The 18,041-nt window shown below is 48.1% G+C and carries 15 protein-coding genes; 3 read left to right on the plus strand and 12 right to left on the minus strand.

Annotated elements, in window-relative coordinates:
- On the minus strand, nt 1-1,341 hold the full coding sequence (gene rsxC, locus CPZ25_RS05385; protein WP_058694148.1) for an electron transport complex subunit RsxC: 1,341 nt from the start codon (nt 1,339-1,341) through the stop codon (nt 1-3).
- Between the two features lie 186 nt (nt 1,342-1,527).
- On the minus strand, nt 1,528-2,970 hold the full coding sequence (locus tag CPZ25_RS05390) for an aminopeptidase (RefSeq protein ID WP_096919613.1): 1,443 nt from the start codon (nt 2,968-2,970) through the stop codon (nt 1,528-1,530).
- A gap of 131 nt (nt 2,971-3,101) precedes the next feature.
- On the opposite strand from CPZ25_RS05390, the gene CPZ25_RS05395 reads away from it, so the two are divergent.
- Nucleotides 3,102-3,914, plus strand: coding sequence for an MBL fold metallo-hydrolase (locus tag CPZ25_RS05395; protein ID WP_058696363.1), 813 nt, complete (start codon nt 3,102-3,104; stop codon nt 3,912-3,914).
- Between the two features lie 23 nt (nt 3,915-3,937).
- Here CPZ25_RS05395 and CPZ25_RS05400 read toward each other — a convergent pair whose 3' ends face one another.
- The 3 genes from CPZ25_RS05400 to CPZ25_RS05410 all read right to left on the minus strand — a co-directional run bounded on the left by CPZ25_RS05400 (nt 3,938) and on the right by CPZ25_RS05410 (nt 8,002).
- Complete coding sequence (locus CPZ25_RS05400) at nt 3,938-4,831, minus strand: methyltransferase domain-containing protein (protein ID WP_082669255.1); 894 nt, start codon at nt 4,829-4,831, stop codon at nt 3,938-3,940.
- Nucleotide 4,832: 1 nt separating this feature from the next.
- On the minus strand, nt 4,833-6,143 hold the full coding sequence (locus tag CPZ25_RS05405; protein WP_074617162.1) for a methionine gamma-lyase family protein: 1,311 nt from the start codon (nt 6,141-6,143) through the stop codon (nt 4,833-4,835).
- 77 nt (nt 6,144-6,220) lie between these two features.
- Nucleotides 6,221-8,002, minus strand: coding sequence for an ABC transporter ATP-binding protein (locus tag CPZ25_RS05410; protein WP_058694146.1), 1,782 nt, complete (start codon nt 8,000-8,002; stop codon nt 6,221-6,223).
- Between the two features lie 172 nt (nt 8,003-8,174).
- Between CPZ25_RS05410 and CPZ25_RS05415 the strand changes: the two genes are divergently transcribed.
- Together CPZ25_RS05415 and CPZ25_RS05420 are read left to right on the plus strand one after the other, a co-directional pair.
- Nucleotides 8,175-8,537 (plus strand): demethoxyubiquinone hydroxylase family protein, encoded by a 363-nt coding sequence (locus CPZ25_RS05415; protein ID WP_074617011.1) that lies wholly within the window; start codon nt 8,175-8,177, stop codon nt 8,535-8,537.
- Nucleotides 8,538-8,549: 12 nt separating this feature from the next.
- On the plus strand, nt 8,550-9,359 hold the full coding sequence (locus CPZ25_RS05420) for a family 1 encapsulin nanocompartment shell protein (RefSeq protein ID WP_074617012.1): 810 nt from the start codon (nt 8,550-8,552) through the stop codon (nt 9,357-9,359).
- A 78-nt stretch (nt 9,360-9,437) separates the two neighbouring features.
- Here CPZ25_RS05420 and CPZ25_RS05425 read toward each other — a convergent pair whose 3' ends face one another.
- The 7 genes from CPZ25_RS05425 to mutL all read right to left on the minus strand — a co-directional run bounded on the left by CPZ25_RS05425 (nt 9,438) and on the right by mutL (nt 18,021).
- The gene (locus CPZ25_RS05425; protein ID WP_096919612.1) at nt 9,438-10,883 is read right to left on the minus strand and encodes a TrkH family potassium uptake protein; all 1,446 of its coding nucleotides are present in this window, start codon (nt 10,881-10,883) and stop codon (nt 9,438-9,440) included.
- A gap of 9 nt (nt 10,884-10,892) precedes the next feature.
- Entirely contained in the window at nt 10,893-12,257 is a 1,365-nt protein-coding gene (trkA, locus tag CPZ25_RS05430; protein WP_058694142.1) for a Trk system potassium transporter TrkA, read from the minus strand.
- Between the two features lie 143 nt (nt 12,258-12,400).
- Nucleotides 12,401-13,579, minus strand: a complete 1,179-nt coding sequence (locus tag CPZ25_RS20750) for an ATP-binding cassette domain-containing protein (protein ID WP_243129347.1) — start codon at nt 13,577-13,579, stop codon at nt 12,401-12,403.
- Complete coding sequence (locus CPZ25_RS20755; protein WP_243129348.1) at nt 13,536-14,390, minus strand: excinuclease ABC subunit UvrA; 855 nt, start codon at nt 14,388-14,390, stop codon at nt 13,536-13,538. The genes CPZ25_RS20750 and CPZ25_RS20755 overlap by 44 nt, the downstream gene beginning before the upstream one ends.
- 131 nt (nt 14,391-14,521) lie before the next feature.
- Nucleotides 14,522-15,040, minus strand: coding sequence for a peptide-methionine (S)-S-oxide reductase MsrA (msrA, locus tag CPZ25_RS05440; RefSeq protein WP_341473498.1), 519 nt, complete (start codon nt 15,038-15,040; stop codon nt 14,522-14,524).
- Nucleotides 15,041-15,114: 74 nt separating this feature from the next.
- A complete protein-coding gene (gene miaA / locus CPZ25_RS05445; RefSeq protein WP_096919611.1) occupies nt 15,115-16,071 on the minus strand; it encodes a tRNA (adenosine(37)-N6)-dimethylallyltransferase MiaA in 957 nt (318 codons plus the stop codon).
- On the minus strand, nt 16,072-18,021 hold the full coding sequence (mutL, locus tag CPZ25_RS05450) for a DNA mismatch repair endonuclease MutL (protein WP_096919610.1): 1,950 nt from the start codon (nt 18,019-18,021) through the stop codon (nt 16,072-16,074).
- Between the last annotated feature and the right edge of the window lie 20 nt (nt 18,022-18,041).

Raw genomic sequence — 18,041 nt, forward strand, 5'->3', positions numbered from 1 at the left:
CTATTTCTTTTCTTTCTGTTTTAATGCTGTTATCTGACGTTTTGCCACACGAATCGATGAAACCAGCGTCCGCTTGGCAGGACAGATAAATGAGCAGCTGCCGCATTCGATGCAGTCGAGAGCATGGTATTCCTCGCACTTTTCCCAGCGTTCCTTTTCTGAGTAGGCGGCCAGGTAAAGAGGCTGCAAATGAATCGGGCATGCCTCCGCGCATTTTCCACAGCGGATACAGTTAGAAGGCTCGGGGATATAGGCCGCGCCCTTTGTCAGGCACAGGATTCCTGATGTTCCCTTCATTATTGGGACATCGGTACTGAACAGGGTTACTCCCATCATCGGGCCACCGGAGATAACCTTGTATGGTTTCTTTGCAAATCCGCCGCACTGGTCAATAACCTCCTGATATGGCACGCCCACCTTAACCTCCATTGTCCTTGCATTTTTTACTGCGTTGCCTGTACAGGTCAGCAGCCGTTTATGCAGAGGTAAACCGGTTTCAAACGTGATGGCAATCTGACAGGCTGTGCCTACATTCATCACCACGACCCCTGCGTCGGCCGGCAGGCCGCCGGATGGCACCTCGCGGTCAGTAACCGCCTTAATCAGCTGTTTTTCTGCTCCCTGCGGATACTTTGTTTCTAAAACCACTACCTCGATATTATCCTTCTCAGTGATGGCCTTTCTAAGTTTTTCAATGGCGTTTGGCTTATTGCTCTCCACGCCAATATAGCCCTTGTCGACCCCGACTGCCCGCATGGCGATTCTCAGCCCCTGGACAATACGCTTCGGCCGGGCCAGCATCAGATGATGGTCAGCAGTCAGGTAAGGTTCACATTCCGCGCCGTTTAAAATCACGCTGTCCACCTTTTTATCCGGTGGAATGCTCAGCTTAACATGCGTTGGAAAGGTAGCGCCCCCCATACCGACAATTCCGGCTTCGCGGATAATGTCAATAATCTGCTTAGGCTCATACTTTCTGAAATTGCCGTAGGGCTTGATCGAAGGGTCAACCGTGTTTTTACCGTCAGATTCAATGACCACAGACATGATCATCTCCCCGTTGGGATGCGCCCGCTCCTCAACCGCGATAACCGTACCGGATACGCTTGAGTGCACAGGGGCTGAAACAAAACCGTTTGCTTCTCCAACTTTCTGGCCGAGGTAAACCATATCTCCCTTTTTCACTACCGGTGTACAGGGCGCACCGATATGAAGGGACATTGGAATCGTTACAACCTTAGGTTCGGCTGCAACTTTAACCGAGACGGATGCCGTTCTCTTTTTCCTGTAAGGTGGATGGATTCCACCCCGGAACGTTTTTTGTTTTTCCTTTAATTCCAATTCACACACCTCTTGCTTCTTTTTTTAACTTTATGTTACATGTAATCTATTTTAACACCTTTACCATACTAAAGACAAGAAGAAATTTTATCAGTAGTCTAATAAAGATTTCTTGCTTTAAGGTAATAATAAAAGCCAAAATTTCCACTTACCAGCGGAAACTTTGACTTCCAAGATTTACGCGTCTCAGCAATGGTCGAAGAATGCTTTATAACCTTTATAGGTCATATAAACATCCGCTTTTGAACAAAGCTCAAAGGGAGAGTGCATACTCAGCAATGCCGGACCGCAGTCCACCACATCCATGCCATATTCTGCCAGCATATAAGCGATGGTGCCGCCGCCGCCAAGATCCACACGGCCAAGCTCGCCCATTTGCCAGGTGACATCTGCTGCGTTAAAACACTCGCGCAGTTTTCCTAAAAACTCAGCGTGCGCGTCATTAGAGCCGGACTTCCCTCTGGAGCCGCCATATTTTGAAATGACCAGTCCTTTGCCCGCAAAAGGCGCGTTGTACAGATCATGTGTTCCTGAAAAATTCGGATCATAGGCTGCCGTAACATCTGCGGATAAAAACTCCGAATTTTTAAGACAGCGCCTTAAGGTCAGCTCAGGCTTATGATCCTCTGTCAGATCGATAAGCTCTGCCATTTCATTTTCAAAGAAATTCGACTGCATGCCCGTACTGCCATAGCTGCCGATTTCTTCCTTGTCGGCCAGAATCGTGCACAATGTGCGTTTAGGCGGTTTCTCATCATCCTGGTTTAAGATTGCCATTGTCGCTGTAAAGGCGCATACACGATCGTCCTGTCCATAGCTTCCCACAAAGCTGCGGTCAAAGCCCACATCTCTGGCAGCGCCGGCAGGTACAACCTCCAGTTCTGCGCTGGCAAAGTCCTCTTCGATAATGCCATAGGTGTCATTGAGCTGCTTGAGGATATTCAGTTTTACGGCATCGCCTATATCCTTATCCGAATATGGAATGCTGCCGATAATAAGATTCAGGCCCTCGCCCTTGATCCCTTCTGCCATTTTTTTCTGATTCTGTTCCTGTGAGAGGTGAGGCAGCAAATCGGTAATACAGAAAACAGGCTCTTCATCCTTTTCCCCCAATGAAATATTAATAACTTCACCATCTTTTTTGACAACTGTGCCATGAAGGGCCAACGGCATAGTCACCCACTGATACTTTTTAATTCCGCCATAGTAGTGAGTTTTAAAATAAGCCATATCGGATTCTTCATACAGAGGAGCCGGCTTTAAATCGAGTCTTGGCGCATCAATGTGGGCGCCAATAATCGACATGCCGTTTTCCAGGGCCTCCTCGCCCACAACAAACAACAGAACGGTTTTCTTTCTGAAAACAACATAAATTTTGTCTCCAGCTACGACCTTACCCTTAGCCTGGTAGTATTCCAGAGGTTTAAAACCTTTTTCTTCTGCCAGAAGAACGGTATAAGCCGCGCACAAACGCTCGGTTTTTGAAACGGTCAGATACTCTTTATAGCTTTCACAAAAATCATCGACCATTGTCTTTTCATCGTTTTCCAGCGCGTGCCACGCCAGTTCAAACTTTTTAGTCAGGGATTTCTGGAGTTCTTTTGCTTTACTTTCTTTATCTTTGCTCATAAATGAACCTCCTTTTATAAGTTTTGTCTAACCCTATTTTACCTTTTGTTACGAGCAAGGTAAAGTCCCAATTGATGAAAAAAAACTTCTATGATAAACTGGTTAAGGAAAATTCAAAAGGAAGTGACGACATGAAAACAGAAAAACTGATTGTCCTCGGCACTGGAAACGCCATGGTGACCGAATGTTATAATACCTGCTTTGCGATTAAAAGTGGAAAAGAATATTTTATGGTAGACGCAGGAGGTGGAAATGGCATCCTCAGGCAGTTGAAAAAAGCATCAATCAACCCCGCGCATATTCATCATCTTTTCATCACGCACGGCCATACCGACCATGTGCTTGGCGTGGTCTGGCTCATACGGCAGATCGCCTCGATGATGCTGGATCAAAAATACAAGGGCACCCTCAAAATTTACTGCCATGACGAGCTCATTAAAACTGTGGTGACCATCTGTGATCTGACTCTGCAGAAAAAGCTCACAGCCCTCTTTGGCAGCCGTATCCTTCTGATCCCTGTTCAGGACGGGCAGACCGAAAAAATCCTTGATTATTATATCACCTTTTTTGATATTCACTCCACCAAGCTTAAACAGTTCGGTTTTACCACCATGCTGAAAAACACAAAAAAGCTGACCTGTCTTGGCGATGAGCCCTTTAATCCTATCTGTAAAAGATATGTTCTGGATACAGACTGGCTGCTCAGTGAGGCTTTCTGCCTTTACAGTGAACGGGATATTTTTGACCCATATAAAAAACACCACAGTACGGTCCGGGAGGCCTGTGAGCTGGCCGAGGAGATGAAAATTGCCAATCTGGTTCTCTGGCATACCGAGGAAAAAAACTTGCAAAACCGAAAGAAACGGTATAAGGCCGAGGGAAAGAAATATTTTAAGGGCAAAATCTACGTTCCGGACGATCTGGACATTATTAAATTAAAATAAGAAAAGCGGCGAGGCCGCTTTTCTTATTTTTTGCCTTCTACGCAAATCCAGTATTTTCCATCCTTTAAATGGATCTTTGTTTCTTTATAACCGACCTTCTCAAAGAGTGCCTTAAACTCGTCGACGCTCAGGTTGCGCAGTTCAAATTTCTTGGCCATTTCGATGTGGTGCTCATCCAGATCGTCATTTAAATACATTTCCGCAATGAGCATAAAGGTACCGCCCTCTTTTAGGACACGGAACACCTCACGCATATCTTCCTCAAGATCTGGCCAGAAATAGTAGCTTTCTACTGTAATGATGGCGTCAAATAGATTGTCCACAAAGGGCATTTTAGACACAGAGCCCTGATGAATTTCCATTTTTCCGCTTTCAATATCCGCCTTGTTCAGTTCCTTCGAGGCCTCAACGGATACTTCGGAATAGTCGATACCGTAAAGCTTTCCGCCGTCAATACGGCCAGAGAGGCGTTTCAGAGCAGCTCCGCCGCCGCAGCCAACGTCCAGCACTTTATCTTCTGGTTTTAAATCCAGTTTATCGAGCGCCCAGGCCGTCATCTCTGCATGGCTTTCATTCATGCGCTCAATCATCATTTTGCCCGCTTCACCCTGGGGCTTTCTTGGGTTGCCCGCTTCAGTAACAGACATTCTTTCCTTGCGCTGAGCGTCCTCATATTCGACCGCCAGTTTTTCATTCATTTCTGCAATATGTGTCTTATCTTCCTCCGTATAGCTTTCTTCATAATCCGGGCTCATGATTTCAATGCTGTCCAGCTGGCTTTTCAAATTTGCCCGAACCGCTTCCAGATATTCAGCGCGCAGACTCTGCTGTTCTTCCAGCTCCTCTGTGGTCAGGCCTTCGGCCTTTTTCTTTCTTGCCAAAAAATTAATGCGTTCTATTTTATCTTTATTGATCATCTTAGTCCTCCTGTAATTTTTCAATAATCCCCGCTTCCTTTAAGCGCTGCAGGGTAAGCAGCAGACCGAGCTTTCCATGATAATGGGTAAGCCCGCCCTGAAAATAAGCGATGTATGGTTCACGCATGGGTGCGTCAGCGCTGAGCTCAATGGACGATCCCTGAATAAAAGCGCCTGCGGCCATGATAATCGGACAGTTATAGCCCGGCATATCCCAGGGCTCCGGTGTCACAAAGGAGTCCACCGGCGCTGCCTCCTGGACCGCGCGGCAAAATACCTTAACCGCCTCGGGGGTACAGAGCTTAATACTCTGTATAATATCGCTGCGGTAATCCTCCACACCAGGGCAGACCCCAAAACCAAGCTTATCATAGACCGCTGCCATAAGTACAGCGGTTTTTATGGCCTGCGCGACCACTGTCGGAGCCTGAAACAGGCCCTGGAGTAGTGTACGGTTAATATCCAGCGTGGCGCCGGTTTCCTTGGCAACACCCGGCGCTGCCAGACGGCAGGCTGCCATATAGACATATTTTTCTTTTCCCGCAACGTAACCGCCAGTTGGAGCCAGGCCGCCGCCTGGATTTTTGATAAGCGATCCGGCCATAAGATCTGCGCCCACTGCCACCGGCTCTTTATAATCGAGGAATTCACCGTAACAGTTATCCACAAATACCACCACATCAGGCTTGGCTGCCTTTACTTTCGTGATGATTTCCGCCATATCTGAAATTTTAAGCGCCTTACGCCAGCTGTATCCGGTAGAGCGCTGCATATAGATCATTTTTGTATTCTCATGGATGCTGGACAGAACCTTTTCCTCGTCAATTTTTCCATCCTCTGTCAGCTCAATCTGATTGTAATTTACCCCAAAATCCTTAAGGGTACCATTACCAACGTCCGCATCCTCAATGCCAATAACGGTCCGCAGGGTATCATAGGGGCTGCCCGTAATGGATAAAAGCTCGTCACCGGGTCTCAGAACCCCATAAAGGCAGAGCGAAATGGCGTGGGTCCCCGATGAAATATGAGGCCTTACCAGAGCATCCTCTGCACCAAAGATATCGGCATAAATGGTTTCCACTACTTCACGGCCTACATCGTCATAGCCATAGCCCGTAGCGGGATGGAAATGACGGTCGCTTAGGTTTGCGCGCTGCATAGCCTTGATGACCTTATACTGATGATACTCTGCCTTTTCGTCCAGCTCTGCCAGGCGAGTCTTTATTGCAGCCTCCACTGCATCGACAAAACAGATAACATCCTCTGAAATATTAAATTCTTCTTTTAAATAAGCGTTTTTAATGTTTTCCATACTTTCCTTCATTCTTGTACTCTGAACCAAATTCTCAGTTCAGTCTAACATATTTTCAGTTTTTTGTGTAGTCCCTTTTAAAATTCTTCGTTGAGATCGCGGTCTTCCGTATAAAGCTGATAAAGGTCGTGATAAATGCCGCCCTTTGCCATCAGCTCCCTGTGGGTTCCCTGCTCCACAATGCCGTCTTCAGTGAGCACCAATATAATATCCGCATTACGGATGGTGGTCAGGCGGTGGGCTATGGTAAAGGTTGTCCGGCCCACCGTCAGTTTCTCGAGGGATTGCTGAACAATCCGCTCGCTTTCATTGTCCAGCGCTGAGGTGGCCTCATCAAGAATCAGAACTGGCGGATTTTTCAAAAATACCCGCGCGATACTGATGCGCTGCTTCTGACCGCCGGAAAGCTTAACGCCGCGCTCGCCAACGTAGGTATCATAGCCCTCAGGCAGGCCCATGATAAAATCGTGGGCACCCGCCTGTCTCGCTGCGGTCTCAACCGCTTCTCTGTCGGCCCCGGGCAGTCCGTAGGCAATATTCTCAAATACCGATCCCGCAAAAAGATAAACCTCCTGCTGCACCATGCCGATTTCAGAGCGAAGTGAATGCAGGGTTAAATCTTTAATATCCTGCCCGTCAATGAGAATCCGGCCAGAGGTCACATCATAAAAACGTGGAATCAAGTTGCAAAGCGTGCTTTTGCCGCTTCCAGAGGGTCCGATCAGAGCAATGTTCTTTCCGGGCTCCACATGCAGGTCAATGTTTGACAGCACCTCGGTATGATCATCGGAATACATAAAGCCCACATGATCAAACCGGATATCGCCTTTAACATTTTTCAGTTTTTTGGCGCCCGGCGTATCCACAATTTCCAAGGGCTCGTCCATAATCTCGATAAAGCGCTCGATTCCCGTCATACCCCGCTGGAACTGCTCGGTAAACTCAACGACCCGGCGGATCGAGGTGAGCAGCGTTGTGACGTAGAGCAGATAAGCCATCAGGTCCCCTGGCGTGATCTTTCCGCCGATCATAAACAACGAGCCGGCCACTACCACCACGATATACATGATCCCGTCAAACAGACGGGTCATGGTCTGGAAGCCCGCCATATAGCGGTACATCATCTTTTTAATATTCAGAAATCCCGCGTTGCCTTCGTTAAACTTTTCCTCTTCAATGGCTTCATTGGCAAAGGATTTAACGACCCGCACCCCCAGCAGACTGTCCTCTACCTGCGCGTTGATATCCCCGGTCACCACACGGCCCATTTTAAAAGCCCGGCGCATCCGCTTGTTAAACCAGATGGAACACAACAGCATAATGGGGATTACCGCAAAGATAATCAGGGTCAGTGTCACGTTCACATTGGCTAAAATGATGAAAGACACAGTAATTTTGAGGGCGGCGATAAAAAATTCTTCGGGACAGTGGTGGGCAAACTCTGTTACGTCAAATAAATCGCTGGTAATCCTGGCCATAATCTGGCCTACTTTTGTATTGCTGTAATAGGAAAAGGAAAGCTTCTGAAGATGCTCAAACAAATCCCGCCGCATGTCTGTCTCGATCTTCGCGCCCATCACATGTCCAATATTTGCCATAAAATAGTTGGCAGCCGCGTCGATCAGCCTCAAAATCAGATAAAAAAGCCCCACATAAAGAATAAGCTTTACGGACAGGCTGGCCATATCGTTCATACCCTTGTCTGTAATAAAGCGCACGATCAATGGCAGTACCAGCTCACAGATCGTCGTCAGCGCTGCGCAGAAAAGATCCAGCACCAGCACGAAGCGGTACTTCTTAAAATAGGGTGCAAACCTTTTGATCAGGTAACCAGTGCTTACTTGTCTTGTCTCTTCCATAAATTCTCCCTCCACTCCAGCATTAAAAAATTCCAATGGCTTTCGGAGCCGTTGGAATTTTCAAATTAACAACAACCTGATTATAACACAAAAAACTTTTTTGATAAATGGTTATTCTTAAATAAGAGAGGGTATATATCATTGCAGATAAATTGAAAGGAGTGAACAGATTATGCCAGCATTTGGAGATCCGTTTGCAGGAAACGTAGAAAGAAAAATGACCAAGAAGGAATTGGCACAGGCCATCCGTCTTGATCTCGCAGGAGAACTGGAAGCCATTTATTTATATGACGCTCATGTACAGGCAACTGATAATGTCGTTGCCAAAAAGGTACTGGCCGATATTCGCGATGAAGAAAAAGCCCACATTGGAGAATTAACCACTCTGATGCGTTACTTAGATCCTGAAGAAGCAAAACTTTTTGAAGATGGTGCAGAAGAAGTACACGAAATGATGGAGGATTTAGGCATCCCAACCGGAAGCAGTGATGCACAATCCCCTGAAGGTGCTACCATCGGCAGTCTCATTGAGTAGGAGGCGTTTTACATGGATTATTTAGCAAGAACAACTGCTCCCTTCGGAGATGACCTTTGGGAACAGATTGACAATACCGTAGTGGAAGCCGCCAAGAAATGCATTGTCGGCCGCCGCTTTTTACCGCTCTACGGCCCTCTGGGCGCCGGAATACAGGGCGTTAATGTTGATGCCCAGACAAAAGAAGAAGAATTTGAAGATGACTTCGTGCGTACTACCGGCAGAAAATTTGTGGAGCTGCCACAGCTTTACGCCGATTTTATGATTTTATGGCGCGATCTGGAAGCCAGCCAGAGAATGGGTACCCCCATCGATCTGTCTGCTGTTGCCAGAGCCGCACAGGCTTTAGCAAAAGCTGAAGATAAAATGATCTTCTTTGGCAACAAAGCCTTAGGCCTCGAAGGTCTTTTAAACGCTCAGGGTATTACCACCATGAAACGTGAAGACTGGGGCACCGGCGAAAACGCCTTTTCAAATATTGCTGCCGCTGCCTCCCTTTTAGACGAAAAGGGCATCATCGGCCGTTATTCTCTGGCTATGGGTCCTGATTTATACTACCAGTTGCAGCGCATCCAGCCAGGCACCGGAATGATGGAAATCGATCGTATCCGCGAGCTTTTAGGCGGCCGTGTATTTAAGAGCAATACACTGGCAGGCAAAGCCCTTCTGGTCTGCTCCGAAGCACAGTATATGGATCTGGCCGTTGGTCAGGATATGGCTGCTTCCTATCTCGAGCTGGTTGATTTGAATCATCATTTCAGAATTCTCGAAACCGTTGCACTTCGCGTTAAAAACGGAGAAGCCATCGTCGTGTTCGAATAACTTAAATTTAGCATACTACTTTCCCTTAAAGATTAAAAAAGCATGGACTCCCCCAAGTCCATGCTTTTTATTTGTTTTTTAGTTTTTCCATGTGTGCGGCGCAAACAGCATTAAAATCGGAAAGATTTCCAGGCGTCCGGCCAGCATGTTAAAGCAGAGCACCAGCTTGGATACCACTGAAAAATCCGAAAAGTTCTCAATGGGCCCAATAGCGTTAAAACCCGGACCGACATTATTAATACAGGTCGCCACCGCTGAAAAGTTTGTCAGAAAATCATACTGGTCAAGGGAAAGCACCAGCAGCGAAGCCGCAAAAATCAAGATATAGACAGCCAGATAGGTGTAAACGCTGGCGACTACCTGTGCCCCAAGGGGCTTGTCCTCAAATTTAACCGTTGTGACCTGGCGGGGACGGATCATTTTCTTGAGCTCATTACCCGCTGTTTTAACAATAATCAGCCAGCGGGAGACCTTGATCCCGCCGCCGGTAGAGCCGGCGCAGGCGCCGATAAACATCAGAAAGAGCAGAATATATTTTGAAAAGCTCGGCCATAAGTCAAAATTGGTCGTGGCAAAGCCTGTCGTTGTGATTATAGAGGCAACCTGAAAGGATGAATACCTCAAAGTCTCTAAAATATTGTTCCCATACCGCGGCAGAAGGTCAACGGTAATCAAAGCAATGGCCACAGCCACAATGCCGATAAACCAACGAAGCTCCTCACTTTTAAAAAATTCCCTGCCCTTTTTAATAAATACCAGATGGTAAAGATTAAAATTCACAGCGAACATAAGCATAAAAATCGTCAGGACCACATCAATATAAGCGCTGTTATAGTAGGCAATGCTGTCATTTTTCAAAGAATATCCGCCGGTACCGGCTGTCCCCATAGCGTTGATAATACTGTCAAACAATGGCATACCGCCGACCACCAGCAAAAGGATCAGCAGGATTGTCATTCCCAGATAAATCCCATACAGAATTCTTACCGTCGGGCGCACCTTGGATACCAGCTTTTCCACAGAGGTACCAGGCATTTCCGCCCGCATGAGATAGATAGAATTCCCTTCTGTTTTGGGCATAATGGTCAGAACAAAAACCAGTATCCCCATGCCGCCGATCCAATGGGTAAAGCTGCGCCAGAACAGCATGCTGTTGGGCAGGGCCTCTATGTTCGTCAAAATGGTGGAGCCGGTTGTGGTAAAACCCGAAACCGCTTCAAAAAAGCTGTCTGTCAGCGAAGGGATCTGCCCACTTAAAAAAAAGGGCAGCCCACCGAAAAAAGACATGACAAGCCACGAAAGCGCCACCACCACAAAGCCCTCACGGGCATAAAAATTCCGGTACTCCGGCATTTTATTACTGAGTATAAAGCCAAGGGATATCAGAATAAACATAGGGATAACAAACCAGACGATGGTGTCGGTCTCGCCATAGACAACGGCCACAATGATGGCCAGCAGCATCAGCGCCGCTTCACTTTTCATCATATTCCCAATGACGTAAAAAACCATTCGATAATTCATATTGCCGTCCTATTCCCTGCCGTCCAGTATATCCTTCAGATGCTTCAGGCTCTGGGTTGTAGTGACCACCACCACGTTGTCCCCGGCTTCCATGACGGCATCGCCGTTCGGGAAAATAATGCGTCCCTTGCGGATAATACAGGCAATCAGGTTATTCTTACGGATATTAAGTTCACGCAGAGGGTGGCCCACAAAGCCCGAATCCCGCGTTACCGGAAACTCGATGGCCTCGGCCTGTCCGTCGACAATTTTATACAGGGTTCGGATGCTGTTATCCTCTGTGGTCTCCATAGCCCTTACATAGCGGACAATATGGTTGGCCGTGAGCATTTTGGGTGAAATTACACTTTCGATCCCCACGTCCTGCATAATTTTAAGCAGTGGAATCCGGTTGACCTTGGTAATAATCTTTTCGACCTTCTGGGTGCCTGCGTACATGGAAAGAATAATATTTTCTTCATCGTTATCGGTCAGCGCCACACAGGCATCCACATTGCGAATTCCCTCCTCGGTTAAAACCGCCTGGTCTGTTCCGTCTCCATAAACCACTGTCGCCTTTGGCAAAAGCTCGCTGAGTTCCCGGCTTCTCTGCTTATTCAACTCGATAATCTTAACATTGACCTTCAGGCTTATCAGCTGTCTGGCCAGATAATAAGCGATTTTTCCACCGCCAATGATCATAACCTTGCGGATTTTATGGCTGATAATACCTGTTTCCTTAAAAAAGAGATCCAGCTCTTTGGAAGTAGCCGAAATAAAAATCTTGTCCCCGCACTGCATGACAAAATCACCGTCCGGTATGATCACCTCGCCATTGCGCTCAACCGCACAGATCAGAATATTTGCTTTAAAAAAGCTCTGAAGCCCGGCAATGGCCTTCCCGTTCAGCTTTGAGTTTGGCTGAATCCTCACCGCTACCAAATCGACTCTGCCCTTTGAAAAAGAGTCGACTTCCAGGGCCTGTGGCAGCCTTAAAACACGAAAAATTTCATTAGCCGCCTCAAATTCCGGATTAATGGACATGCTGAGCCCCAGCTCATCCCGCATATAAACCAGCAGCTTTGTGTACTGAGGATTACGAACCCTCGCGATGGTGTGCTTGGCACCCATTTTTTTTGCCAGCATACAGCTTAAAATATTCATCTCATCGCCGGAGGTGACAGCTATAAAAAGATCTGCCGTTGCTACCCCCGCCTGCTGCAACACATCGTAGGAGCCGCCGTTTCCGCAGATCCCCATAACATCATAGGCATTGACAACATTCTCAATTACCCGTTCATCGTTGTCGACGATAATAATATCGTGTCCTTCTCTCGCTAGCTGAACCGTCAGTGTGGTGCCGACTTTACCATTTCCCACAACGACAATTTTCATTCCATTCCTCCGTCGCTTTTACATTATTTTTATGCAATCTTTATGTGATTTTTCATTTTCTTTATACTATCTTAACATAAAACAAAAAATAAACAAGGCATTGACAGAAAATGTCACTAATCGCCGTAAGACCAGCTTTCAAACTAGAGAAAAGGCCCTGTGACAGAGTCTCTGCACGCAATGATCTGGGCGGGGGTGCCCTCAAAAATAACCTTCCCTCCCCTGTCGCCGCCTTCAGGTCCCAGGTCGATAATCCAGTCAGCCTGCCTGATAAGCTGAGCGTTATGCTCCACAACAATGACGGTGCCGTCATTGTCCACCATACGGTTTAACAGAACAATAAAATGCTCTATATCAAGAGGATGGAGCCCCGTGGTTGGCTCATCAATCCGATACAGGCTTCGTTTCCCCTGGTTTTGCATGAGCTCCCTGGCCAGCTTCAGGCGCTGTCCTTCACCGCCCGAAAGGGTGGTCAGCGTCTGCCCAAGCTCCAGATAGCCTAATCCCACATCCTGCAAAAGCCCTAAGACCCCCTCCAGCTTTTTGTTTCCTTCAAAGGTCTTTAATGCTTTCTCGACAGGCTGTTTTAAAACCTCATGAATGGAACATCCTTTAAACTTAACGCTCAATACTTCTTCATTAAACTGCCTGCCGCCGCAAACCGGACAGACGGTCTCAATATTCTCAAAGAAAAGCATATTGCTGACAATACGGCCCAGTCCTTCACAGTTTTCACACCGGCCGCCTCTGGTGTTAAAGGAGAAATGCTTTGCCGCCATTCCCTTTTCTTTCGCTGCCTCCAGACATCCGAAAATCTTTCGGATGTCTGAGTAAGCGCCAGAATACGTCGCTACGTTCGATCGTTTCATCCGGGCGATGTCGGATTGCTCAACCGTAACCACCGCGTCAAAATTTTCGAGGCCAGAGACTTTTCCGGTACCACCATCTCCATTTTCACCCAGAATATCAAACACCAGCGTAGACTTTCCAGAGTCTGAAACGCCGGTAACAGCGGTCAGCGCACGGATAGGAAAACGCACATCAAGGCCTTTTATATTGTGAAGTCTGGCACCCTGTACCTTTATTGTTTCCGTAAAGCTTCTGGGATTATGGTTGATTTCGGGATTTTCATTTTTCAGATATTGCCCGGTTACGGAGGAAGATTGCCCCCGGATCTCCGCCAGGGTTCCCTGTCCCACGACCTGTCCGCCATGGATGCCCGCGCCGGGCCCCACATCAATCATGTGATCTGCCGCCGCCATGACGTCAGGATCATGCTCAATGACAATGACCGTATTGCCCTGGTCCCTCAGGGCCTGCAAAACACGGATGACTCCCTCTGTGTCCTTTGGGGGTTGGCTCGTCCAAAATATAGATAATACCGGTAATTTCGGCATCCAGTGCTGCCGCAAGCTTTATCCGCTGGGCCTCTCCGCCGGACAGCGTCATAGCCTGGCGGTCCAGGGTTAAATAGCCAAGGCCCACATTGATAATGCGGCGCAGCTTTGTTTTCAGATCCAGCAGATAGGGCGCGGCTATCCTGCGCTTTTCACCCTTCAGGCTGCTTTCCAGCCCGGCAACCCAGCGATTCAGCGCCTCCAGCGGGAGGGTGGAAAGCTCCGGCAGTCTTGTCCCATTGACGGTTACACTCCGGCTCAGCGCGTTCAGCCGCTCTCCGCCGCATTTCGGGCATGTACGGGTATTAAAATATTTCTCGTTTTTTCCCGCCAGCTCTCCTTTTTCAGAGATCCGACGCCATAAGATAGGATAGACTCCCTCAAAACGGCCTTCAGCAGCTGTTTTTGGCCACGCGGTCTCGGGAAAATTCTTTTTGATCATTTCATCTTCAACGCCATTGAGCAACAAATTTTTTTGCAGCTCTGTGAAGGCGTGAACCGGCGTGTTTTGATTTGGGACCGGTATTCCACAATGGGCACAGGCCCAATTAAAAATATCTGTTTGATACGCCTTATACCGCCCTTCCCAGAAGTCCACCGCGCCATTTTCCAGAGACAGCGTTTCACGGATAACCTCAGCTTTATTTATTTCAAGGCTTGTGCCCAGGCCCTGACACACTTCACATGCTCCTTCCCCCGTATTATGGGAGAAATAGGAGCGGATAAGCTTTTCCATTTTATATCCGCAGCTATTGCAGTACATGTATACCGTAAAGTCATATAAAAGGTGCTCACTACTACAATTCTAAAAAGTCTGACAATAAAAAAAGACAGTGAAAATCAAGTTCTCACTGTCTTTTTGCATTTTTAAGAAGCGCGGAGCTCCCGGTCTTTGAAAGATCCCATTTTCCATTCTGGAATGTGGCAGTAGCCTCCGGGATTCTTATCCAGATATTTCTGGTGGTATTCCTCGGCGTCATAAAAGTTTTTCAAGGGTTTGATCTCTGTGGCGAGGGGCTTACGGCCTCCAAGCCTGCGGAAGGTCATGGTTGTCACATGCTCAATGACGGGCAAATCCTCCGAATCAGTATAATAAATGCCGCTGCGGTATTGGGAGCCTACATCGGGGCCCTGCCGGTTAACACTGGTTGGGTCGATGACATTATAGAAGGCGATTAGCAAAGCCTCCAGGCTGATAACACCAGGGTCATAGACGACCTTTACGGTTTCTGCGAAGCCGGTACGTCCAGTACAGACCTCCTTATAGGTTGGCTTTTCCTTATTGCCGTTGGCATAGCCGACACGGGTTTCAACCACGCCGGTAATATTTTCCATAAATTTTTCCAGGCCCCAGAAACATCCGCCGGCCAGATATATTGTTCTCAGTTTTTTCATTACTGTTCACTCCTTTCATCATTGTATCATTTCATATACCCTGAGTTAAGGATATCAAACATTCCTTAAAAAGAAGTAAACTGTGTTTTAGTGCTCCAAAAATAAAGGCTCATGTCCTCTGCCATATCAGCTTTTGTGTCGTAATTTTCTGCCGCAAACCATCGGATCCGCCCATCCTTTCTAAACCATGTCAGCTGGCGTTTGGCAAAATGACGGGTATCGCGTTTCAAGATATAGAGTGCCTCCTCTAAAGACATTTCTCCCCTAAGGTAAGGGAAAATTTCTTTATAGCCAATGGCTTTCATGGAAAGAAGCTCCTCGGTATAGCCCTGGTCTAAAAGGGATTTCACCTCATCCACCAGTCCGGCCCTCACCATCAAATCGATCCGGCGGTTTATGCGTTCGTAAAGCAACGCCCGGTCCATGGATATTCCCATCAATACATAATCGCAGGGCAGTTCCTCTTTGGCAGCCTCCATGTCCAGACAGGATTTAGGCTTTCCGGTTACCTCGTAAATTTCATAGGCACGGATCATACGCTTGACATTGTTGGGGTGCAGGGTCGCGGCTGTGACAGGGTCGATGGCTTTCAGGCGCTCATAAAACGCCTCCTTACCTGTTTCCTCCACCTCCTGGGCTAAGCGTTCTCGAACCTTTTCATCTGTATCTTTTTCGCGAAAGCCCCAGGGCAGTGTAAGCCCATTGATATAAAGCCCGGTTCCTCCAGCCACAATCGGCTGTTTGCCGCGGCTCAAAATTTCTTCGATCCTCCCGAGGGCCTCCTCCTTGAACCGCGCGACGCTGTACTCCTCGTCCGGGTCCACACAATCGATGAGATGGTGAGGAATCCCCTGCATTTCTCCCTCAGTGGGCTTGGCGGTGCCAATGGTCATCTGGCGGTATATCTGCATCGAATCCGCTGAAATGATTTCGCCGTCAAGCTTTTTGGCCAGCTCAACAGCTGTGTCTGTTTTTCCGCAGGCGGTTGGTCCCACCAGCACGGCAATTTTTGGTTTTGTCATTTACACCACCCGTTTAAATAGTTTTTTAAGCTCATATTCCCGCAGCTTCAGGATAATCGGCCGGCCATGGGGGCAGGTATAAGGATTATCCAGACGGCTCATTCCGTCAAGCAGCGTTTCGATTTCCTCTCGCGACAGCTCCTGATGCCCTTTTACCGCTCCCTTACAGGACATGGTGATAATGCGCTCGATAAGATTTCTCGGATCAGAAGCATCCTCATAAACCCGCCCCTCAATGAAGGCCTTTAAAAGAGATACGTCCTGGGGCTCTCCCAAAATAATGGGGACGCTGCGGACCATGAGCGTATTTTCGCCAAAAAGGTCGCAGTCAAAACCATAGCGCATGAGCTCAGGCTGCAGCTCATCGAAATGATCCGCCTCACGCACAGATATCTCCACAGGCTGGGGTACCATAAGGCTTTGAGCCGGGAAATCCGATTTCTGGTCAAAGCGCTCTTTCAGCTCCTGATATAAAAAGGCCTCATGGGCTGCATGCTGATCAAGCATGATGATCTCATCACCCTTTTCAAGTAAAATATAAGTAGAGAAAAGCTGACCGATAATTTTCGCATTTTTAAAATCCGGCCCCCTTCGGCGCGGGTATTCTGGTGTGGGCTCTGCAACCTTTGGCGTTTCGGCCGCTGTAGACCGGGCCGGAGTAAGCACCTGACGCGGCGCGGGGGCGTCAGGCACTGGGGCAGACGCTTCCATTTTTTCAGCCGCCGGCACTGCATGCCCATACCTCTCCGCTTCGGGTTTCACGGCTTCCTGCCGCACTGCTTCGGCTTTCGGGAGCGGAGACACGGGGCGAGGGGCTTCCTGCACCTCGTTTATTTCATCGACCGGGGTAAAGTTTTTGCTCTCTCCCGATAGAAAGCTGACGGGCTCCTCCACAATCCCCGGCCGGGCTGCCTCCTCGGGCGGTTCCGGCGCAGTGGTCACCTCGCTCACATCCACCACCAGATTCTGCGCTTTCAGGCAATCCCGGATCCCCTGCTTGAACAAAATGGATACCAGACTTTCATTCAAAATCTGGATTTCTGTCTTAGCCGGATGAATATTAACGTCCAGCATGCGGCCGGGCAGGTCCATAAATACAATGCCGACCGGGTGCTTGTGCACCATCATATAACCCTCATATGCGTCCTCAAAGGCGCGTGAAAGGCTTTTATTTTTCACAAAACGGTTATTGATAAAGAAAATCTGCTCTTCTCTGGTAGAACGTGTCAGGGTAAGATCGCTGATATAGCCCCTCAGGCGCATGGGGGAATTTTCCACATCCAGCTCCCGGAGGCCCTTAAAAAAGTCCCGGCCATACAGGCTCTCGATCACATCCTTTAGATTCCCTGTGCCCAGCGTTTTAAACACCTCACGGCCATCACTGCTATAGGTAAAGCTTATTTCCGGATGAGAAAGCGAAAGCTTTTCCAAAATATCACGGATCAGCTTTTCTTCGTTTTTATCCTTTTGCAGATGCTTCTGCCGGGCGGGTGTGTTATAGAAAAGATCTGTCACCATGATTTCGGTTCCTCGGTCATAGGTGCAGACGCGCTGATTAATGAAAGTCCCGCCCTCAAAAAAGCTCTGGCTGCCGATTTCCTCCTCCGCTGTTTTTGTGGTGATCCGTACCCGCGCAATAGCAGAAATGCTGGACAGAGCCTCGCCTCTGAAGCCAAGGGTATCAATACTTTCGAGGTCTTCAATCTTTAATATCTTGCTGGTCGCGTGGCGTTTAAAGGCCAGCGGCACCTCATTATAGGCGATGCCGACGCCATTGTCTGTCACGCAGATGCTGGTTTTCCCGCCCTTCTCCACCGCCACGGAAATCCGGGTGGATTCGGCGTCAATGGCGTTTTCCACCAGCTCCTTGATAACCGATATGGGCCTCACAATCACTTCTCCGGCCGCGATCTTATTGATGGTCTCATTATTGAGCATTTTTATTTTCATGTTTCACCTCTTGGCTGTTT

This window comes from Eubacterium maltosivorans (genome assembly GCF_002441855.2).
Classification (GTDB): domain Bacteria; phylum Bacillota; class Clostridia; order Eubacteriales; family Eubacteriaceae; genus Eubacterium; species Eubacterium maltosivorans.